The sequence below is a fragment of the Reticulibacter mediterranei genome (assembly GCF_016587455.1).
Window position 1 is genome coordinate 2,290,517 of record NZ_BNJK01000002.1, and the last position, 21,569, is coordinate 2,312,085.

Below are 21,569 nucleotides of genomic sequence, written 5' to 3' on the forward strand. Positions count from 1 at the left end.
TGCGTCTATCAAATAAGAGTCAGTTTGCCTTGACAGAAGCGCTCATTATAGATATACTAAAAACGTCCGATCGTTCGGATACGTAGATCTTTCTCGTCGTAGTCAAGCGATTTACCGCGCAAATGCGAAAATACGCGATAAATCGCTTGACTACGACACGAGAAACATGAAAGTAAACAGGGGTATGGTTCTGATTGAAGGCGAGAAACATAGTTTGCGTGGTCGTGCGCTAATCTTGCAAGCAGCCCTTCAACTTTTTAGTGAGCGTGGATACGATGGCACGTCGATTGATGACATTCGCCGGGCGGCGGGTTTCAAGTCGAAGGCCAGCCTGTACACGCACTTCAAGAGCAAGGAAGAGATTGCCTCAGCACTCCTCCAGGATATCTTGGAGGAGGAGAATCGCGTGCTTATGGAGGCGTATGCGGCGGCTAAAGCAGAGCCGTTATCCCAACTATTCGCAATGGGGAGGGCATATATTGAGTGGGTGTTAAACAATCCAGAGAAATACGCCTTTTGTTTTCTGCGTGCGCAAACGGAGGAGCTGATCCAGGGTAAGCCTGCCTCTTCTATAGGGGAGCGTCCCCCAACTTCGGAACTGCTCTTGCTTGATCTTATCCATGATCTGCGGAGAGAGTATCCGGTGCGTCAGATTGCCGATGCAGCATTACTGGGCATGATGATGAGTGTGAGCAGTCGAGTCTTGCTCGACCAAACTGTTTTTGGTCCAATAAGCAAGGATACCAGAGTGCAGCAGATTATGGACGTCGGTATGAGCGTACTCTTTACAGAGCCAGTTTCTCTTCCAGAATAATGTTAGTCAAATTTTTTTGTTTTGCAAAATGTCCGAACGTTCGGACGTATAAGGGGAATTTTAATGACAGATCTGAATAACCCGAAGGTGCAAAAGATCCTGCAATCGAAGGCATTTGCTCATCTTGCTACAGTTGGTTCCAATGGAGAGCCGCAGTCCTCGCCGATGTGGTTTTTATGGGATGGTGAGTATATCAAATTTACTCACACTACAAACCGTAAGAAGTATCAGAATATTCAGCGTGATCGGCGCGTCTCGATCTCGATTACCGATAGCGATGACCCCTATACCTATGCCGAATTTCGCGGCGTGGTTGAGCGGATTGAAGACGACCCCAAGGGCGTATTTTTCGATACGCTGGCAGAACATTATGGCGCGTCGATACGTTATCCAGGCGATCCGCGTGTGATCTTGTATGTGAAGGTTCAGCGCGTTGTAGGTCAAGGACTTGGGGGACGTTATACACAGATCCTGGTGGTGAAGCCTGATTTGAATGTGTACGAAGCGTTTAAAGATGTCAAAGGATTGATGGAGCAAGGTGTGCAAATTGTTCAGGAGGTCAGGACCGATGAAGCGTTGACATATGTCTTCAAGACCTCCCAACCCCTTAGCGCAGCGACCACCGAAGCGATGCTCAAGGCTGCCGGCGTATGGTACATTGGTGCAAATCTGGATGGGACACAACGACAGCCGTACCTATCGTTATGAAAACACAGAGGTTTTGTCAATGCACAAACTTTATAGTTTGATGATATCCCTGGCAATATTCCTCTATCGCAAGAGCGGCGGTCGCATCGGTGGAAAGATGCGTGGAGGTGATGTCCTGCTGTTGACTACGACGGGACGCAAGACAGGCAAGCAACGTACAGTGCCACTGATCTACATTATGGATGGATCAGCTTATGTACTCACCGGGTCAATTGGTGGTGCGCCGAAGCATCCAGGCTGGTTTTTCAATCTGCGTGACAATCCGCAGGCTGTTATTCAGGTAAAGAACAGGCGGTTCAACGTTGTCGCGAAAGTGGCGGGTAAGGAGAAGAAACGCGAGCTGTGGATGCGACTGGTTGCCGCGCTGCCGTTCTATGAGGCATACCAGCAGAAAACGACGCGAGAAATTCCGATGGTGATCCTGCATCCAATGGATGAACGCATTTCATAGAAAACCAACGTTCGAGAGAAAGTCCAGGTGTAGGCCATCGCTTATACCCTCATAAGCGATGGCCTACACCTGGATTAACATTCAGCGCTGTTCCGCTTGTTCTGGCAATATTGACATTCTATAGAATATATGCTATAGTCTATTTTAATGTAGGCTTTGTCCTCTCGGTAGTTATTTTCATAGTTAGTACATCAGATCTATAATTTTGTACGATGTGTGACGAAAACTCGCAATGGAGCGTGTAGAAGATGACAAAGACAAATCCCTCTAAACTTCAAGGAAGCATAGAACGCCTCATTCCTGATACACCTCAAATTTATGTACTGAGCACTTTATTCATCGGGATCGTCTCCTCCGTTTTTCACTCATCCATTGATGTACATGTGATGGAGTAAGCTTACATGTCGTTGTGTATGTAGCTCCTTCTCTCATGCTGTTCGGCAAGTATTATCTACTCTCTGGTTGAGCTTGTAGAAAAGCCTGACTGCTGTTTTCTTCCGGGTTCCAGACGTAGCTATGAAGCTATAGAAAGGCAGGACGAAGCTATGTCCACAGGACAACACAGTTCAAGTACACCTGGCGGAGTGCCAATCAGTCAATTGGATGTAGTTGTTGTTGGAGCCGGTTTTTCCGGCCTGTATATGCTCTATCGCTTGCGTGAGCTTGGCCTTTCGACGCGAGTCTTCGAGGCCGGTGAAGGTGTGGGTGGTACCTGGTATTGGAACCGCTATCCGGGTGCGCGCTGCGATAGTCCAAGCGTGCATTACTCCTATTCCTTCTCACCCGAACTCGAACAGGAGTGGGAGTGGACCGAAAAGTATCCTACCCAGCCGGAAATTTTGCGCTACCTCAACCACGTTGCGGATCGCTTTGATTTGTGCCGCAATATTCAGTTCAATACTCGTGTGGTGGCAGCCAGTTATGACGACGTAATGAAGCGCTGGACTATCCAGACGGATCGGGGCGAGCGGATGTCCGCGCGCTATTTGATTACGGCGGTTGGTTGTCTCTCGACGCCAAACGCCCCTCGTTTTAACGGCCTGGATTCGTTCAAGGGCGAAGTCTATCATACTGGTCGCTGGCCTCACGAAGGGGTTGACCTTACAGGAAAGCGGATTGGTGTGATCGGGACTGGCTCGACGGGGATTCAGGCTATCCCGCGTATCGCGAGGCAGGCGGCACATGTAACAGTATTTCAGCGGACGCCGAATTATAGTATTCCTGCACGCAATCGACCCCTTGAGCCAGAAGAGAAGGCCAGTATCAAAGAGAATTATCGCAGGCTGCGCCAGATGGACCGCGAATCGCCTGCGGGACTCTCGATCAGCTATAATCCTCAGTCGGCGCTAGCGGTCTCGCCAGAAGAGCGGCAGCGGAGATTTGAGGAGGTGTGGCAGATTGGCGGGACGCAGATGTTGGGAGCGTTCTCAGATATCGTTGTCAATCTGGAAGCAAACACGTATATGGCTGATTTTGTGCGCGCAAAGATTGGCGAGATGGTCCATAACCCTGAAGTCGCCAAAAAGTTGATGCCGCACGATCATCCCATCGGCACCAAGCGTATTTGCATCGATACTGAATATTACGAGACCTATAACCGCGAGAATGTTTCTCTTGTGGATGTTCGCACGTCTCCCATTCAAGAAATCACTCCAAAGGGCTTGCGTACTCAGGATGCGGAATATGAACTGGACGTGATCGTCTTCGCAACCGGGTTTGATGCGATGACTGGTTCACTCTTCAACTTGAATATCAGAGGCAAGAACGGCGAGGCGTTGAAAGAGAAATGGGCCACTGGACCGCGCACCTATCTGGGGTTGATGAGCGCTGGCTTCCCGAACCTGTTTATGATTACCGGCCCTGGCAGCCCATCCGTACTGAGCAATATGACCACCTCTATCGAACAACATGTCGAATGGATCACAGACTGTATTCGCTACATGCAGGAGCATCATTTCAGCCAGCTTGAACCGAAGATGGAAGCCGAGGATGCATGGGTCGCACACGTCAACGAGGTGGCGAATCAAACGTTATATCCGCTGGCGAACTCGTGGTATCTCGGTGCAAACATTCCGGGCAAAGTGCGAATCTTCATGCCCTACGTTGGAGGCGTGGGTAATTATCGCATCAAGTGCCAGGAGATAGCAGATGAGGGATATAAAGGTTTTACCCTTTCTGCGTAAATTATTGTGAGGCTCTATTTTTCGTGTACGCAACGAGGAGGTTCCCTATGGCGACGAGCAAACATCTTATCGATCCAGAGATTATGGGGCTGCTTGATATTATCCCCCCATTTGAACTCAGCACGGAGCAGTTGGAACACACGCGGGCATCGCTTGCTGAGATAAATAGTCAGGCGATAGTGATGACGCCCGAATACCCTGATATTGCAGTCAGCGAACGGCGTATACCGGGGCCGGAGGGTGCGCCCGATGTGCGCGTGCTGGTCTATTTGCCCAAAAATGTCTCGACGCCTACGCCCGGACTGCTCTGGATTCATGGGGGTGGTTATGTGCTTGGCGATGCCGATCAAGCTGACCCAGGGGTGAAGAGTATTGTAGCGGAGACTGGCTGTGCTGCGGTTTCCGTTGATTATCGGCTTGCACCAGAGACGCCACATCCGGGGCCGGTGGAGGACTGTTATGCGGCGTTGAAGTGGCTGTATACAAATGCCAGTGAGCTTGGTGTGGATGCAACCCGCATTGCTATTGGCGGCGATAGTGCCGGAGGTGGATTGACGGCATGTCTAGCACTGTTGACGCGTGATCGCGGTGAGGTGCCACTCGTTTTTCAGCTTTTGATTTACCCTATGCTTGATGATCGGACCGTTACTACAACAGATCCACATCCCTACACCGGAGAGTATGTTTGGACATCTGCCTCTAATCGTTTTGGTTGGGCTTCGCTGCTTGGGAAAGAACCTGGTAGCCCGGATGTTTCGCCGTATGCTGCCGCCTCGCGTGCCGAATATCTTGAAGGTCTGCCGCCAGCTTTCATTGGCGTTGGCACGCTTGATCTGTTCTTAGAGGAGGACATTGAATATGCTCGCAGGCTGATACGGGCCGGAGTACCGACCGAGTTGCATGTCTATCCCGGCGCGTTTCATGGCTTTCCGATGATGGCTGAGGCGAAAGTGTCGCAGGCGTTTGAGCAGGATCAATTGAATGCGCTGAGGCGGGCATTCAGCAAAAAATAAGCATGTGTTGTTGAGCGAGGGCCGATGGTGGCTCACCCTACTATTGGCTCTTGCGATAAACATCGTTTCCCTGTATACTGCGCTGTAAAGTCACTTTATCGCTATATACTCTATTCTCGTAAAAAAGGCTGCACAAGTTATGAGTGTTACCCGCCTCCAAACGCCTGCGACTTTGCGCGAGGCGACAGTGGAGCATCTAAGGAATGAGATTATTACAGGGAAGTTGAAGCCAGGTGAGCTATTGAAAGAGGCTGAACTGGCGACTCAGCTTGGTTTGAGTCCCACGCCGATTCGCGAGGCGTTAGTTCAGCTTGCCGGACAAGGGCTGGTCGAGATCGAACCGAACCGGCTCAAGCGGGTTGCGCCGTTGAATCTGCCGACGATGCGAGAACTGATGGATGTTCAGCGAGTTCTCTGGCAAACGGGATATAGTTGGGGGGTATCCAGAGTGGGACCGGAGGAGCTCGCGGCGATGGAGGCCGCGCTTGCTGATGAGGCAAAGGCGTTGGAACGAAAAGATTTTCGCTCCGCGTTTCTTGCCAGCACAGACTTTCATAGTATTGTCGTGGCAGCTTCGGGCAACCGTGAGTTGGGCAGATTAATTGCTGATCGCTTCGCCTTGCTTGAGCGGCTTGTTGTGCTGTGCCTGGAGCAGTTTATCTCGCGGAAGATGTTGGAGCGCGATCTGGCGGTGTTTTCGTCGCTCAAGGCTGGTGATCTGGCTGGTGCGTTGTGTCATGGGGAGGAGATTCGGGCAAAATTTGCCGAGGCTCTGGCCTCCTTGCCTGACGAGCCATAATGCGCTCTGAACCGCTTTCTTGCTTCTCGTTTCTTGGACGTGGTTCCAAGACAGCAGCTGGCACATTGCCGAAACGCGCGTCTGGAGCTGTTTTAGCCAGATGTGCAGCTCGCTGCGCACCTCGTGAGTCTATTAGCGTCCAAACGCCCATGCCACCATCAGCGGAAACTCTTTTCGCCAGAACGCGCCGCCGTGCGATCCGACCCGCTCTTTCATGACAACGTCCGCACCTGCATTGTGCAGCGCGTCCGCCCACCTCGTCGCGTTCTCAAGGAAGAAGGGCTCTTGCGTGCCAGCAACAAGGTACGTGCGCGGAATCCGACTCGGCATCACTTCAGTTGGTTTGTAGCCCCCGCCCGGCGAGGCGCAGAAGATCACACCGTAGACGTCGGGATGCCGGAGACCAAGAGCGAGCGCAAGTTCTCCACCCGCCGAGACACCGAACACTGCGGTGCGTTCGGTGGGTAGCGCGACTCCGAACCGCGACCGCGCCCATTGGCCGACGTCCTCGACGAAAAACCTTTCATGTGCCGCGAACCGTTCCGCGTCAAAGACCGGTGAGTACTCCTGGAGTCGCGACATCTCATCGGTCGGCCCATGTACACCGACGATCATCGTGGACGGTACGTCGGCCGCTTCGAGGAACTGACCCCATTGCGAGATCCCTTGACCGTCACCAGCGAAGACGACTGCCTCGGGCGGATCTGGCGGGACGTACACCGTCACCTGTCGACCACCGTCGTAGTCGAACGTCTTGGTAACAAACTCTCCCGCGATTGCTCGGTCATTCATTTTCGCACCTCTGCCCTGTAAGTTAGATCTACTCTGTGTCACACCATTTTGCTCATTTGGTGTCGCATCGGCTCATCAATACTGCGTTTTCGCCTGGTTTTCTGCCGCTCGATACGACACAGAATTTTTTAATGTACAACCGTCGGCCCGCACTGTTGAGAAGCAGAACAACTCGGCGGTTTCGAGCACCCGACGCGTCTGCTCCATGGCGTGACTCCTCGGCGTGGTACACCGTGTCGAGTGTTGTGATGGGTTCGTTCATCAAAAGCAACTCCTTTCAATCGTTCTGTTTCTCTCGCGAGGCGCGCGAGAAGATAGCACTCCATTCTCTTTGCGCGAAGGAAAACCGGAAGGGCCAAAAACGACGCACGCAAAGTCGCGCAATTTTGCACAATGAAGCGACTATCCATTTACTCTCTTTGCGCCATAACCGTACAGCTTTTGCGCAGGAAAAACGAATTGGGGTGTGGTCGGAAGATAAAGATTGAGGGTCAGATCTGCTCGCTTCGTCGGGCATTTACCACATTCCCTAACAATGGTACAGATTCCTCTTGACTTAGAGCGCACTCAAAGTTTTACACTCTCTTCATGGATATTGAACTACTCACCTGGAGCTACTCCCCAACTATTACGGCTAACGATTTGATGAGAAGAGTGTTAGGAGAAATCACAGCATGAAATATGGCATTTTGCTGCCCCAGGGCTTGACTATGGATCTGGTCAGCATAAAAGATCCCATCGAAGCATATGAAGAGATGACCCGCGTTGCCCAGACCGCCGATGAGTCAGGCTATCATTCCGTCTGGCTCGTTGATCACTTTCATACCATCCCTCAGCCATCACAAGAGGTCTCCTTTGAGTGCTGGACCACCACTGCGGCCCTGGCCCGCGATACCAAACACGTGCGCATCGGCCAGACGGTGACCTGTAACGGCTATCGCAATCCCGCCCTGCTGGCGAAAATGGCCAGCACCGTTGATGTGCTCTCACATGGACGCTTGAATTTTGGGATCGGGGCAGGGTGGTATGAGCAGGAGTATCATGCCTATGGGTATGAGTATCTCGATGCCCCTGAACGTCTCCGTATGTTGCGTGAAGCTATCCAGGTGATCCTGGCTATGTGGACCCAGGAGGAAGCAACCTTTGAGGGGAAATATTATCAGGTGCGCGGGGCGATCAATCAGCCAAAAGGCGTACAGAAACCCCACATCCCGCTGCTCATTGGTGGCAGCGGTGAGAAGGTCACGCTCAGGCTAGTCGCGCAGTACGGCGATGCCTGTGACATCTCCGGCGATCTTGCGACACTGGAGCGCAAGTTTGCTATTCTCAAAGAGCATTGTGAGACGGTGGGACGTGATTACCATGCCATCCATCGGACTGCAAGAACCGTCTGCATTCTTGCTGATAGCGATGAGGAAGCTGTAGCCAAAACGCCCGAATTTGTCAAGGCCCTCCTTGGGAATGCCCTCTCCTCTGCACTGATTGGCAGCCCGGACACCATTCGTCAATGTATAGCTGACTACGAAGCTGCTGGTGTGCAAGAATTGAGGATCATTTTCCCGGATGTCCTCCAGTTGAACTCGATCCGCCGCTTTGCCAGCGAATTCATCACATCATGATGAAATCGTAAAACCAGGACGGTTCCTGTCCTTCTTAGGAGATATACTTTGAGTAGAAACAAGCGCGATGGAACTCAGATGAGAAAGGATAGGAACTGGTTATGAGCGATTGGAATATAAGTGATTGGAATAAATCAGTTATTGAGGAGTTTCGTGCAAATGAGGGAAAAAATGGAGGCATATATGCTGGCGGTCGCTTGCTTTTGTTGACGACGTGTGGGAGGAAGAGCGGAAAGCCCTATACAATACCTCTGGGATATCAGACCGATGGGGATAGATTCATCATCATTGCGGGTAGTGCCAATCCCAACTGGTATCGTAACCTTGTGGCAGATCCGAGGGTGAAGGTCGAGGTGGGGAAGGAGTCCTTCGAGGCCATTGCGACCCCTCTGACGGGTGAACAGAGAGAACACTTCTTGCGAGTGGCGCGTAAATTGTTGCAGGAGGCGGCTGAGCGCTCAAAGGAGTACGCTGAAATGGTGAGCGAAGTGGTCAATGATGGTCCGGTGGTGGCTTTGCAACGTGTGGAGGGAGAGTAATAAACTAAAATCGACTTCAAGCTTTCAAATAAAAAGTGCAGCAACAGCAACAGGTTGAATATACATGTTCACATCGGGATGAGATTCACCCCGATGTGAACGGGTAATTCCCAATAAGTCATGTCAAGGGGCTTGCAAGCGCTTGCAATAGTGATATACCATAAACATCTTTTATTGTCAATTGCTTTGGCCTATTGGGTCAGGGCTTTCCAGTTCTCCGCTCAAAGGGGTGCAGGGTCTCCCTGCCGGGGTCTGGGGTGTCCCCAGTTTCCTTCCCTCCTTCGCGCGCCGCCGCAGGCGGCGCGCAAAAGAGAAGAAAAAAGGTTTTTTGCGGGGACACCCTGCACCCCGGCAAAGGGCTGCCGCCCTCTGCACTCCCGCTAGATGGGAGAATTGGAAAGCCCTGCCTATTGGGTCTAGCGACTTCCTAGTGTTATTGGGAAATAAGACCGAACATAAGCAGAACTTGCTCATGTTCGGTGCTAGTGCTGCGCACAGAGCGTTGTTCAGTTTTGGATTGTGCCTGCTTTATTTGCAAACTCTTCCGTGAAGAAGACTTGATTGCCATGAACCGTCAGACCATCGTGGGGGTGAGCATTGGTGCTGAGCTTCGTTGTGGTGAATTGTTCGGACGCTGGATCGAAAGAGAGAACGCTATCGCCGTTGGAGTCGGTGAACCAGACCACGCCGTTAGGAGCAACAGCGATCCCTGATGTGTGTTCGTCAACTGGAGTGTTCCATTGCTTCATGCCATTACTTGTTCCAGGTTGGGCGTCTTTAATGATTAAGCGTCCAATATTGCCATCAAATCCACCGGTCCACCAGACGTTGCCCCGACCATCGGTTGTGAGGAGATGAGGTGTGGTATTGGTGCCATTGCGTTCAACGGGATATTCTTTGATCGCCTGTGTAGTCAATGTTCCGGTGATGGATGGAAAGAAGCTGGCAAGTTGTGCAACCGCAGAGTTGTTTTCAGTAAACCAGATCTGGCCTGTATGTTCATCGCGTGTGATGCCATATGGCTGGCTCGCGGCTGTTGGGATAGCTGTGAGATGGTAGCGATGAAGCGTCGGCTGAAACCAGCCGATGCGGTTGTTGAGGGGATCGGTAAACCAGATATTGCCATATGTATCGAAGGTCAGGGTGAAAGGATTGGCGTCGGCGATGGTCCACAGTTTCCAGATTGAGGCGGCTGGATTGTGCAGATTGGGAAAGAGCTGCCCGAGTGCGTGCGAGGCTGGTTCGGTGAACCAGAGACTTCCATCGGGGGCGGCGGCCACGAAAAACGGGCTGGAATGGTTTGCTGGTTGCTGAAAGATATTTTTCACGGTGAAGGTGCTCACATCTACCTGAATGAGCTGGCCTTGCAAGGTGGATTGACACAAGAAAGGTTTAGGATCACACTGAGGGACGGCGATCCATTCGTTGCCCTGCTTATCAAGCGTGATGCCCCAGGGAGCGCTACTGCTAGCAGGAAGATCGATCTCTTTGAGAACCGGAGCCGCTCTGGTTGGAGTGAGAAAGGTCAATCCGATGGTTGTGCTGACGCAGAGGGCCAGCAGTATGAATCCGATACGCCGTAGCATCCTTGTGGATATATTGAATTGATGATAATTAATATATTTCATGCAACAATATTCCTTTCTTCATCTGTTATAGATCGTCATCTGGTAGAAAACCTTGTGTTCTCTAGAGGGGGATACCCACCTGTCTGGGGCGAGAGATTGGTATAGGTGTGTGAGAAATACGGCATGGGAGAGAGTCCTTCCTTTCCTGGCGCATGAGAGAAACAGCGCTTTTCCTTCTGGAAGATATTATAAACGAGAATATTGATAAATACTATGTTATGACCCTGATGGACCATAGAATAGATACAAAAGTAAGTATTGTAAAAAACTGTTTTAGTTGTAAATTTTACATTTATAATGAAGGTGGAAGGCAATGCGCATTCTCAAGGTTTGATAAGAATTTGCTTGCGTATTTAAAATTTTTCGGTGCAAATACTTGTCTTTTTGCTGTATCCCTGGCACGGAAAGGCGTTATACTTGGAGGGGTGAGAGGGTTTTGCGATCAGGTGAGGGTCATGGAAAATGGTCCCATCATGATGGTGAAAAATGGTTCTGGTGGCACATCTCATCATATGGTATCCTCTTTTAATCGAGTAATTTCTATGTATGTGTTCAGGCGACAGGAGCAATTATGACACGAAAAGGCTGGTTACTCTTTATTGCTATTTCAGTGTTCTGGGGCATTCCTTATTTTTTTATTAAGATTGCGGTGCGCGAACTGGACCCATCGGTGGTGGTTTTTGGCCGAGCTGTAATTGGAGCATTGGTGCTGCTGCCGATGGCGATCCGGGGAAAGACGGTGCGCTCGCTTGTCAAACATTGGCCGATAGTGCTGCTCTTTGCGATTATTCACATGGTCGGGGCATTTTTGTTGATCAGTTATGGAGAACAACATGTTTCATCGTCCCTCACCAGCCTGTTGATTGCCGCTAATCCGATCATGGTTGCGTTGCTGGCGCTGGGCTTTGATAAGAGCGAGCGTGTGAACGGGCCGCGACTGGTGGGATTGGCTGTTGGTATGGTGGGATTGATTGTTTTGCTGGGCTTTGACGTGGGCGGAGATAGACAGATGTGGTTTGGAGCTATATTGATTGTACTTGCGGCCCTCGGCTATGCGATTGGTGCGATGATGATTAAACAGCGTCCACTTGTTGAATTGCCTAGAGTGTCTGTTGCGGCGGCTGAGTGTAGCGTTACAAGTGTTGTACTATTGCCATTGATTGTGACGCGGTTGCCTGATAGGGTTCCCAGTGTAGGAGTGATGGCGAGCCTGCTCGTGCTTGGCTTGATCTGTACAGCTCTGGCTTTGCCGACCTTCTTTGCTCTGATTGCGGAGGTGGGAGCCAGTCGCGGGACGGTAATTACCTATGTAAACCCGGCTGTTTCTGTGTTGTTGGGTGTTACGATCCTTCAGGAGCCGTTGACCATTGCCACTATCTTTGGGTTCCTCTTAATCATTGCCGGTTCCTGGCTTTCGACGACGGGATCTATCCCGTTTCTGAACACAGGTACACGTGAAGTGCCGCAGACAGAGGTGCCGAAATAGAGCAATGAACGGCTTGTCAGCAAATTACTACTCAGCATTAGGTATGTTGGTAGATTTGCGCTGACGGTGACGTTGTGGGACGCGTTCTCGTTTGCCTCGGGCGGCTTCGGTCTGATAGCGCTGTACGGCTTCGGCGGTGGCATACCAGCGGGAGCCGCGTTTGATGGCGTCGAGGCGGCCCTGACGCGCAAGCAATCCGAGATAGTCGGCGTCCATCGCGAGCTGAGCCGCGAGTTCTGCCAGCGTTCGGTACTCTTCCTGTGCTGCGGTGGCCTCGCATGCCTGGAGATAGAGATCCAAACTTTGCTCCACAGCCAGGCCGATAATGCCGAGCAGGGAGGTATAGTTGCCTGAGTCGGCAGATCCGAGCGCCTGAATGTAGCGGATACGCCACTCGCGCAGGAGAAGCGCGGGAGGATATCCTGCTTGCATGAGCATGAGATTGAGTAGGAGGCGTCCCACACGTCCGTTCCCAAAGGCGTGGGCATGGTTGGTTGCTTCTAAATACTCGCGGAGAGGATGGCCGTCAATCGTGATACCCTCTTCCAGCACGATTTGTGTTTCACGCAAGGAGAGGGTGTTGCCTTCAATGGCGTTGGAGTGATAGGTCAGGAGCAGGCGCAAATCATCATGCAGACGTTGGGCAGTGGAGCGGCTGAGTGGGCGGTAGCGATCAAGAGTGGTTTTTTTGCTGGTGAGGCGGGTCATGAGCCGCCGCTCCATACGAATTGTCGGTGCCATGTGAATGCTCCTCCGTAATATCGGTTCCTCTTATTAGAACGATTTCCGATATTACGAGTAACGATAGAGATGTAAGTGTTGTGGATTGGCCTGGGAAGCGAGTCGAGAAGGCTTGGAGGGCAGAGCGTTGTATCGGTTTGAAGCTGGGATTGCCGGTGAGGTTTCCGGGGTGCAGGGATATACCCCTGCACCCCATATGTGATGATAAGAAGTTTGCGCAATCAACGGCAGGCGACGCGCCAGGCATCGACCTGATCGTGATGTTTTTTCAGGGCGTTGAAGTTCATCTTGTTGGCCTGGGGGCAGAAGTCAGACGTATCCAGGTCATATTCAACCTCCATGACGGCCTTGCCCGCCTTGATAAAGGGTACGAAGGAGTCGCACTCATCGTAATTGAAGCATTCCTCGTCGAGTTCCCAATCGAAGTAAGGGAGAAGGGTTTTTGCCTGCTCTGGATCGTTCTTGAGAGCCACCGAGAGGCCGCGCTTGTGAGCCTCATTTGCCAGCCAGGTATTGAAAGTGAGCTGGTCAGAGGCTTTCAGAGGGAAGCCGGTGTCGTTAGAGTAGCCGTCAACGTTGTCAAATTCAACACCATCGTAACCTCTGCTTTTGCATGTATCCATACGGTGCTGCAAGAGTGGACCAAGGATGGAGAGGTTGCGAATATCGAGCCAGACCTCGCCGGGCCAGCCGTTGCTTTTGCCTTTGACGCTGCTGGGAAATTGAGAGGCGTCAGGTCGCCAGTTTTCCCATGTGCCGGCATCGATATAACAGATGACGACGCGGTTTGCTTTGTGCAGCGATTGTACGACGCTAGCATTGTTGTCGAACATGTCGATATCGTACATGGTGACATTAAACGACTGATCGAGAGTTCCTGAGAGTTGCCATTGCCAGCTTGTGTTGAGTGCTGGATGCCAGCAACCTGAGCAGCTTATAGGAGCGTCCAATGCCGATTTAGGTTTTGCCTTGCTGGGGGCTGCGTGAGCTTGGTGCCACAGGCCGTACTCAGTAGCGCCGCTAGCAGCATGGTAAGAGCTAACAAAAGTTGTCGTGGCCTCAATGTTGCTGTGGAAGTGCGAGAATACTGCGTAGTCAATACTTTCCTCCTTGCGTAGTGTTTGCAGTTACGTTTTTGAACATCCATATTCGCTTTATATTGCTACGGCAGCGCATCTTACGATGCTGAGTAGGAGAGCACCTCGCACTCTCGCTGCCTGATTTCTGTGGATAAGTGCGAGGTGCTCTATCTACATAAAAGGCATGTTAACTGCCGTTTGATTGTATCACGTTGTCGGCATCCTGAACAGCTTTAGTAGTACCTTGTGGTACAGATAGCTGGCCCAGCCAGACCTGATTGAAAGTATCGTCGATTTTCGATTCGGCCTCGTTAAAGACCGGAGTGATGGGAGCGCTGACAGTCTGTCCCTCGGCCTCGTTGAGGAAGGGGCTTACGTCGATGTTCTGCTTTTTCCAGTAAGCGGCGAACAGTGGGGCCGCGCTTTTCACGCCGGGCCAGACGATACCGTTGCTAGCAACGATCTCTTGAGATTGAGTCGAGGCGAGCCATTTGAAGAGTTCCCACGCTTCCTGGGGATGAGCGGTTTTGGTGTAGATGGAGTCGGCGAGACCGTTGAGCACGCTAATGCGTCCTTTGGGACCAGCGGGAAGCTCCATAATGCCAAATGGGAAATTGACCTGTTTGGAGAGATACGAGACATTCCACGAGCCGGTCTCGATCATCGCCACCTTGCCGCGTGCGAAGAGCTGGGTCATGGCATCGCCGGAGTTGTTGGTCTCGCTGGCTGGAGGCGAGACGTGCCATTTGCTGATAAGATCGACGAGGTACTGAAGCGCCTGGATATTGGCGGGCTGATTGTAGAGAAAATGCTGACCGAACGGTTTATCCATGAAAGAGCCGCCGTTCATTGCCATATAGTTCCAGTAGATCTCCTGGTTGAGGTTGGCGGAAATGAAGCCATACTGAGAGGTGGAGCCTGCGTTAAAGCCGGATTGATCGGGGTGTAGACCGCTCTTGTCAACGGTAAGCTGTTGAGCTAGTTTGACGAAGGAGCCGCCATCGGTAGGATTCCAGATCAGCTCTTTGGGGACAGTGATGTTCTGTTTCTGGAAGAGCGACTTGTTGTAGAAGATGGCGATCGTATCCCAGTCTTTGGGGAGGCCATAATATTTGCCCTGATAGGTGTACTGTTTGAGCAAGGCGGGATAGTAGATCGAGGTGTCCAGCTTGTCCTTCTCCATGAGCGGGGTGACATCCATGAGCTGGTTCTGGACGACGTAGTGTGGGAAATAGGTGAGATCGTTCCAGAAGATGTCGGGAGCGGCTCCGGCAGCGATCTGAGTATCGAGTTTTTGCCAGTATTGATCGTAATCTGTCTGCTGAATCGTTACCTTGATGTTCGGATGTTGTTTCTCAAAGACATCGATCGATTTCTGGTAGCCGACCTGCTCATTTGAGTCCCATAGAGCATAGGTCAGGTTGACCTTGCCGCCGCTCTGGGCCTGGGAGCCACCGCAGGCACTAATGGCGAGCAGCAGCAGGATTGAGAGCAGAGCGAGAGTGAATAATTGGAGAGTGCGCGAGTGTTGAGCAGGGTGAGGATAAGATCGTCGGGATCGCATCTGAGTGGCACGTGCTGTGCGATGCAATCCATTGCAGGTGCAGCTTTGCATATAGGTCTCCTCTCAGGCAAATAAAATACGGGTAACTCCACATCGGACCTCTCCCGTACACACAGGAGAGGTGGTGTTGTGGTCGATTAAGATAGGCTTACTTGAAACCGCTGAGATGAATAGAGCGAACGATTTGTTTCTGGAAGACGAAGAACAGCACGAGCAATGGCCCCAGGATGATGAAGGTTGCCGCCATCATCAGGTTCCATTGCGCTCCGTGCATGGATTGGAACGAGGTGACGCCGACGCTGAGGACGCGCAGATCGTCACTGTAGGTAATGATCAGAGGCCAGAGGAAGTCATTCCAGGCCTGGACGAAGGTAATGATCGCCAGTGTTGCGAGGATAGGACGACTTAACGGGAGAATGACCTGGGAGAGAATTTGTAGGGTGTTAGCCCCTTCGATGCGTGCCGAATTTTCGAGATCTTCGGGAATGGTGCGGAAGAACTGGCGCATCAAGAAGATACCATAGGGCGAGCCAAGTACGGAAGGGATAATCAGGGCGTAGTAGGTGTTGATCCAACCGAATTGCTTCATCAGGATGAACATGGGGATCAGCGTGACGATATTGGGCACCATCATGGTTGCGAGATAGAGCCAGAAGAGCGTGTCGCGGCCAGGGAAGCGCATTCGGGCAAAGGCGTAGGCGGCAATGGTGCTGAAGATAAGCTGTCCGATAGTGGAGAAGGCAGCGTAGATCAGGGTGTGGCCGATATAAGCAGGAAAGGCGTATTGGTTGAGGACGATATTATAGTTATCCAGAGTAAATATGCTTGGGAATGACCAGGGTTCGCCGGAGAAGATCTGGTTAGCAGGCTTGAACGAAGTGAGCAGCACGAGCCAGTAGGGAAATATCGAGAGGAGCGCTCCGATAATCACAACCGCGTACCAGATCATATAACCAGGAATGCGGCGCAGCATAATCATTTGCGCGTGCTTTTCTGGAGTCATATAATTGTTTCTGACCGGGATATCAGAGGTATTGAGTGAATGCATTGAGAACTCTTCCCCTTTCTAAACACAGGAGCATCGGTTTTTTACATCATCTATAGCAGATGTTATTAACTCAGATCGTACGTTGTGCGATTACGGAAATAGAGAGCAAGCAGCAAAGTGACGAGCATGAGAATGGCAAAAAGCAGCATGGAGAGGGCCGATGCATAGCCAGCGTGAAAGAACTGGAACGCCTCTTTAAATATGTAGTAGTTGAGCACGTTGGTTGATCCGGCTGGTCCGCCTTTCGTCATGGCATATACTGTATCGAAAAGTTGGAATGAGCTGATGAAATTGGTGACGAGCACGAAGAACATTGTTGGATTGAGCAATGGAAGTGTGATATTAAAGAAGCGCTGTACGGGTGTGGCACCATCGATGCTGGAGGCCTCGTATAGATATTCAGGAATGCTCTGTAAACCAGCGAGGAAGAAGAGCATGGTGTAACCGACGTTGCCCCAGATGGTCACGATGGCGACGGCGGGCAGGGCTAATTGTTGTGATGAGAGCCAGGTCAGTCCATGAATGCCGAAGAAGGCCAGGAAGTTGTTGAGCGCGCCATATTGGGGATCAAAGATCCATTGCCAGACAATGCCCATCGCGACCGGGGTTGCCATCCAGGGAACGGCGAAGAGGGTACGAAAGATGCCAATGCCTGGCAGGTGCTTGTTCATCACGATGGCAAGGAGCAGGGCGAGCACGGTCTGTAAGGGAATATTGAGCAGAACAAAATAAGCAGTTACGAGCAGCGATTGATGGACGGTGGGACTCTGGAAGAGCTTGACATAGTTTTGCAGGCCAATGAAGTGTGGATCAGAGATCAACCCCCAGTCAAAGAAGCTGAGGACGGCAACCGCGATCACGGGCAAGAGCAAGAAAAGCAGGAGACCGAGCAGGCTAGGGAGCAGAAAGATGTATGCCTGAAGAGCTATGCGAGTCTCGAAGCCTAACCAACGACGAGGGCGAATGTCCCTGTTGGCAGGAGAGGTGTTTGTAGCGGTAAAATATGATTCTGAAATACTGTTGAGTAAAGGGGTAGCAGGTGTTATCTTCTGATTGTTGAGAGGGATATGCCCCTGACGGTTGAGAGATAACATCCGCTGATCAGGAGGGCTTTTGGCGTTTTGTGGCAGATGTTGCATTCAGCATACTCCTTATTGTGATGGTAAGAATAAGTAGCGCTCGTGTACTCGCGTACATTCTTTATGAGGGTGATAGTACCATCTCTTTTTGGCGTTGTCAAGGGAGGAGGCGACGAGACTATGCTGATATAGATAGAAAAACAACAGTAAATGGATGCAGAGAACGATATTTTCCTGATAGGAGTGGAGAATAGAGGAAGAAGAGGGGCACGATTGACGCCGGGTCTGCGCTGAAACTGTGCAGAACGGACATAGTTGGAAGGCAGTTGTGAACGCGCGTACCCTTGACAAGGGGGAGAAGAGATGCTACTATCGCCTCATAGAGATGTACGCGGGTACATGACTAGAGTAAGGAGATTGTTATGGTGACGAGCGAGCAGGTTGCGCAGCTAGCTGGGGTCTCGCGTGCGACTGTTTCGCGTGTGTTGAATGGTTCGGCACGTATCAGCGATGATGCGAGAGAGCGTGTACATAAAGCAATAAAAGCGCTTGGCTATGAACCAAATGTTGTGGCGCAAAATCTGGCACGGCCACGGTCGCGCATGATTGCGCTGGGCTTGTTTCATGATAATGAGGGGCTGGCAATCTCGCAGTTGGGGCGTACAGAGAATTATTTTTATATCGATATGGTCAGGCATATAGACAGGTGTGTGGCGGAGATTGGCTATGATCTTTTTATGCCATCGTTGCCACGTAGCAAGCCGGAGAGCTACATTCGTAGTTTGCAGGCCCGCCGGGCAGCTGGGATTATTATGCTTGCCGTCGATCAGTCAGATCCGCGTATCGAGGCATTGATTCAGGCGAAGATCCCGACTGTTTTTGTGGATGCGATGGGGGAGGGGAGCCACGCGACTTATGCACAATCGAATCATCTGGAGGGAGCGCGGCAGGTGGGGGAGCATCTGCTTGCGCTTGGGCATAGGAGAATTGCATTTCTCATCGAGCCACTGAGTAATCCGACGAGTACTGAGCGGTTGCTGGGGTGTCAGCAGGTGCTTGCGCGTGCGGGTGTTCCTTTTGATCCGGGCCTGCTCTGTCAGATTGAGTGGAGCACGGACGAGGCATATCACGCAACCAAGGAATTTCTCAGTCGGCGGCGGGATTTTACCGCTATTGTCGCAGGAAGCGATATGATGGCGATAGGGATTTTGCGGGCCTTGCATGAAGCCGGGTTGCGTGTACCGGAGGATGTATCGCTGACGGGCTTTGATGATGTGGTGTTGAGCCAATACACGACGCCCCCGTTGACGACTGTTCGACAGGATAAAGAGGCGCTGGGTAAGGGCGCGGTTCAACGATTGATTGCGTTGATTGAAGAAACGGGCGATGTTTCTCCTCTGATTGTGCCATCGCAACTGGTTGTGCGAGAGTCAACTGGTCCCGCTCCTGTGTCATCATGAGCTGGTTTTTTATAAAGGAGCAGTATTGATTATGCCGCAAGTGACAATTATCGGTGCCGGGAGTGCTGTCTTCTCGCGCCAACTAATGACCGATATTTTACAGATTGAGGGATTGGACGAGGGGCATTTTGCGCTGGTTGATATCGATGCGGAAAGGCTGGATCTGGCCTACCGTATCGCCGAGCGGTTGATAGCGCATAGTGGGAAGCGCTGGACGGTGACAGCCTCGACGGAGCGGCGAGATGTGCTGGGGGGGAGCGATTTTCTCATCAATACGATTGAAGTGGCGGGGCTGGCGAATGTCCAGTATGATTTTGAGATTCCGATGAAATATGGGGTCAATCAGTGCATTGGCGATACGATTGGTCCAGGCGGCATTTTTAAGGCATTGCGAACTGGTCCGGCGTGGCTGGATATTTTGCATGATGCTGAGCAACTCTGTCCGAATGCGCTGGTGATGAATTATACCAATCCGATGTCGATTCTGACGCTAGCAGCGCTGATTGGCACGAAGATGCAAATGGTGGGACTGTGTCATAGCGTGCAGGGAACGTCAGAACTGTTGGCGGAGTATCTGGAGGTGCCACAGGGCGAGTTGGAATGGCGGTGTGCGGGCCTCAACCATAATGGCTGGTTTACGGAGTTGCGGTATCAGGGGCAAGATATGTATCCGAGGCTGAGAGAGCGTGCGAAGATTCCTGAGATTTACGAGCAAGATCCGGTGCGATTTGAGTTTATGCAGCACTTTGGTGCGTTTGTGACGGAGAGTAGCGGCCACTTTTCAGAGTATACGCCATATTTTCGCAAGCGACCCGATCTGGTGGAGAAGTATTGCCGAGCCGGGTATCTGGGAGAGACCGGGTTTTATGCACATCACTGGTCAATAGAGCGTGAAGAGAACGATACAGAAATTCGCGAGGTGCTTGATGGGAAACGCGAATTGGATTACACACGTAGTTATGAGTATGGATCGAATATTATTGAGGCTGTGGCGTTGAATCGACCAACGGTGATTTATGGGAACGTACGTAATGCCGGTCTTATTGACAACCTGCCTGATGGTTGTGTGGAAGTTGCCTGTCTGGTTGATCGCAATGGTGTGCAGCCGACGCATTTTGGCGTGCTGCCAGAGCAACTCGCGGCGCTCAACCGAAGTCATATGGCGGTTCATACTTTAATGAGCGAGGCGCTGCTCAGGCGTAATAAGGAGGCGGCGCGCTATGCTTTGTTGCTTGATCCATTGACGGCGGCGGTGTGTTCTCCTGCTGAGATAAGTGCGTTGTTCGATGAGATGTGGGAGGCTGAACGGGAGTATCTGCAACCATTTGAGTAGTCCTGTCTGCTTGTGAGTTTCTTTTGATGGGGATGTCTCTATCTTTTGCATTTGTTTGCGATGCTACATTCCCCATCTTCTTGTTGTTGGATATTGGGATTCACAGCCCCAACAATATAGCCGGAAAAGTTGGGTATCTGCGCCTCTTTGCTCTAACGGTGTGGCAGGCCAGTGACTATGTAAGTGGAGAGCTGACTACAAAAATACAGGCTCAGAATGGCCAGAAACGTTGCATGCAGGATGGCTCCATAGTTTATTCCCTTTTCCACTAACAGACCTGACGACTGGGTTGAGGACGTTTGTTGTGCGAGGCGTTTGGTATGATGTTCCGTTATCATGTATGGCAGAGCAAAGAATGCTGCGTTGCAAACAGGGATCATCAGCGCAAAAGCTTGTAGGATGTAAATGTATCCGTCCGGGGCTATGTGCATGATCCAGGTCAAAGCTCCAACTCCTGCCAAAGCGCCGCAGAAGAGTAAGACCCCTCCAACGAGCTTGCTCAGTTGGAGAAAGAGACGATGGTGCCACCAGAAGGAAAGGAATGTGCTGCCAAGAGCCAGAAGTAGTCCGCACATACACACGACTACAACCCAGAGTTGGGCCAACGGTAGAAGTGCCAGTGCCTCTGTGTGCCATTCAGGAATGCTCAAAGCGAGCCAGGAACGGCTATCGAGAGGCCAGAACAGAGCGGACGCCGATCCAATCAACCATAATCCTGGCACACTCAGTAGACAGCTAAAGACCCAGGCATACCATCGCTTGCGGCTGGCAACACAGGCTGGTCTGTGTGAGAGCAAGCGAAAAGAAATCCTGAGTCCACACAAAGAAACCACCTCTACGACAGTAAAGCTCCCCCAATGGGAAGCCTGTGCCACAGCGATACTGAGTGGAGGGGCAAGCGCGCTGAGAGTTGCCATCACCACAAAGCGTTCTTTTGCTCGTTGCCATAATCCGGCGGCATCGGCCAGGTCAGTTGCAAAGAGCCACGTCAGCACTGATAATGCAAGCAACAGGAGTGCATTGACTGTTAGGACAAGTCCATCAGTGCTACTCGTCGTGTGGAACAGCAGCCAGCCACGCGCCAGCGCAGGTGGAATAAACACAAGCCACACCGGATTTAGTCTTCGTCTTTCTCTTTTCATCGTTCTCCACTCTTTAAGACAGATAAAGGCCTTGTACGCTCAAAAACCACTGCCAGATGGGAATACGCAGCAAACCCTGCAAAAGAATTGT

Annotated in this window: 20 protein-coding genes; 11 read left to right on the plus strand and 9 right to left on the minus strand. The window is 51.5% G+C overall.

Features of this window, described 5'->3' with window-relative positions:
- The first annotated feature begins 184 nt into the window (after positions 1–184).
- The 6 genes from K3T83_RS48725 (at position 185) to K3T83_RS48750 (ending at position 5,968) form a co-directional block, all read left to right on the plus strand.
- Positions 185–814, plus strand: a complete 630-nt coding sequence (locus tag K3T83_RS48725) for a TetR/AcrR family transcriptional regulator (protein ID WP_220210389.1) — start codon at positions 185–187, stop codon at positions 812–814.
- 63 nt (positions 815–877) lie between these two features.
- The gene (locus K3T83_RS48730; protein ID WP_220210390.1) at positions 878–1,522 is read left to right on the plus strand and encodes a PPOX class F420-dependent oxidoreductase; all 645 of its coding nucleotides are present in this window, start codon (positions 878–880) and stop codon (positions 1,520–1,522) included.
- A 19-nt stretch (positions 1,523–1,541) separates the two neighbouring features.
- Complete coding sequence (locus K3T83_RS48735) at positions 1,542–1,973, plus strand: nitroreductase family deazaflavin-dependent oxidoreductase (protein WP_220210391.1); 432 nt, start codon at positions 1,542–1,544, stop codon at positions 1,971–1,973.
- Positions 1,974–2,518: 545 nt separating this feature from the next.
- Complete coding sequence (locus K3T83_RS48740; RefSeq protein ID WP_220210392.1) at positions 2,519–4,156, plus strand: flavin-containing monooxygenase; 1,638 nt, start codon at positions 2,519–2,521, stop codon at positions 4,154–4,156.
- A gap of 47 nt (positions 4,157–4,203) precedes the next feature.
- A complete protein-coding gene (locus K3T83_RS48745) occupies positions 4,204–5,169 on the plus strand; it encodes an alpha/beta hydrolase (protein WP_220210393.1) in 966 nt (321 codons plus the stop codon).
- Between the two features lie 139 nt (positions 5,170–5,308).
- Complete coding sequence (locus K3T83_RS48750; RefSeq protein ID WP_220210394.1) at positions 5,309–5,968, plus strand: GntR family transcriptional regulator; 660 nt, start codon at positions 5,309–5,311, stop codon at positions 5,966–5,968.
- A gap of 132 nt (positions 5,969–6,100) precedes the next feature.
- Here the strand turns inward: K3T83_RS48750 and K3T83_RS48755 are convergent, their stop codons facing one another.
- Positions 6,101–6,760, minus strand: a complete 660-nt coding sequence (locus tag K3T83_RS48755) for an alpha/beta hydrolase (RefSeq protein WP_220210395.1) — start codon at positions 6,758–6,760, stop codon at positions 6,101–6,103.
- A 75-nt stretch (positions 6,761–6,835) separates the two neighbouring features.
- Positions 6,836–6,967 (minus strand): hypothetical protein, encoded by a 132-nt coding sequence (locus K3T83_RS57500; RefSeq protein ID WP_268963586.1) that lies wholly within the window; start codon positions 6,965–6,967, stop codon positions 6,836–6,838.
- Between the two features lie 467 nt (positions 6,968–7,434).
- Here K3T83_RS57500 and K3T83_RS48760 point away from each other — a divergent pair, with 467 nt between their 5' ends.
- Together K3T83_RS48760 and K3T83_RS48765 are read left to right on the plus strand one after the other, a co-directional pair.
- Positions 7,435–8,379 carry an LLM class F420-dependent oxidoreductase gene (locus K3T83_RS48760; RefSeq protein ID WP_220210396.1) on the plus strand — a complete coding sequence of 315 codons (945 nt, stop codon included), beginning with the start codon at positions 7,435–7,437 and terminating at the stop codon, positions 8,377–8,379.
- Positions 8,380–8,480: 101 nt separating this feature from the next.
- Entirely contained in the window at positions 8,481–8,918 is a 438-nt protein-coding gene (locus K3T83_RS48765; RefSeq protein WP_220210397.1) for a nitroreductase/quinone reductase family protein, read from the plus strand.
- 506 nt (positions 8,919–9,424) lie between these two features.
- Here the strand turns inward: K3T83_RS48765 and K3T83_RS48770 are convergent.
- Positions 9,425–10,546 (minus strand): Vgb family protein, encoded by a 1,122-nt coding sequence (locus tag K3T83_RS48770; RefSeq protein ID WP_220210398.1) that lies wholly within the window; start codon positions 10,544–10,546, stop codon positions 9,425–9,427.
- A gap of 571 nt (positions 10,547–11,117) precedes the next feature.
- Here K3T83_RS48770 and K3T83_RS48775 point away from each other — a divergent pair.
- Positions 11,118–12,032, plus strand: a complete 915-nt coding sequence (locus K3T83_RS48775; RefSeq protein ID WP_220210399.1) for a DMT family transporter — start codon at positions 11,118–11,120, stop codon at positions 12,030–12,032.
- A 27-nt stretch (positions 12,033–12,059) separates the two neighbouring features.
- On the opposite strand, the gene K3T83_RS48780 is transcribed toward K3T83_RS48775, so the two are convergent.
- The 5 genes from K3T83_RS48780 to K3T83_RS48800 form a co-directional block, all read right to left on the minus strand.
- Positions 12,060–12,773: a Fic family protein gene (locus K3T83_RS48780; RefSeq protein WP_220210400.1), complete on the minus strand. Its 714-nt coding sequence runs from the start codon at positions 12,771–12,773 to the stop codon at positions 12,060–12,062.
- Positions 12,774–12,994: 221 nt separating this feature from the next.
- Positions 12,995–13,723, minus strand: a complete 729-nt coding sequence (locus K3T83_RS48785) for an endo alpha-1,4 polygalactosaminidase (protein WP_220210401.1) — start codon at positions 13,721–13,723, stop codon at positions 12,995–12,997.
- Between the two features lie 316 nt (positions 13,724–14,039).
- Positions 14,040–15,467, minus strand: a complete 1,428-nt coding sequence (locus K3T83_RS48790; RefSeq protein ID WP_220210402.1) for an ABC transporter substrate-binding protein — start codon at positions 15,465–15,467, stop codon at positions 14,040–14,042.
- A gap of 97 nt (positions 15,468–15,564) precedes the next feature.
- A complete protein-coding gene (locus K3T83_RS48795) occupies positions 15,565–16,365 on the minus strand; it encodes a carbohydrate ABC transporter permease (RefSeq protein WP_373324755.1) in 801 nt (266 codons plus the stop codon).
- Positions 16,366–16,529: 164 nt separating this feature from the next.
- Positions 16,530–17,603 (minus strand): carbohydrate ABC transporter permease, encoded by a 1,074-nt coding sequence (locus K3T83_RS48800; RefSeq protein WP_220210404.1) that lies wholly within the window; start codon positions 17,601–17,603, stop codon positions 16,530–16,532.
- 362 nt (positions 17,604–17,965) lie between these two features.
- On the opposite strand from K3T83_RS48800, the gene K3T83_RS48805 reads away from it, so the two are divergent.
- Positions 17,966–19,003, plus strand: a complete 1,038-nt coding sequence (locus tag K3T83_RS48805) for a LacI family DNA-binding transcriptional regulator (protein ID WP_220210405.1) — start codon at positions 17,966–17,968, stop codon at positions 19,001–19,003.
- A gap of 31 nt (positions 19,004–19,034) precedes the next feature.
- Positions 19,035–20,336: an alpha-galactosidase gene (melA, locus tag K3T83_RS48810; protein ID WP_220210406.1), complete on the plus strand. Its 1,302-nt coding sequence runs from the start codon at positions 19,035–19,037 to the stop codon at positions 20,334–20,336.
- A 152-nt stretch (positions 20,337–20,488) separates the two neighbouring features.
- On the opposite strand, the gene K3T83_RS48815 is transcribed toward melA, so the two are convergent.
- The gene (locus K3T83_RS48815; RefSeq protein ID WP_220210407.1) at positions 20,489–21,478 is read right to left on the minus strand and encodes a hypothetical protein; all 990 of its coding nucleotides are present in this window, start codon (positions 21,476–21,478) and stop codon (positions 20,489–20,491) included.
- Positions 21,479–21,569 lie beyond the last annotated feature (91 nt).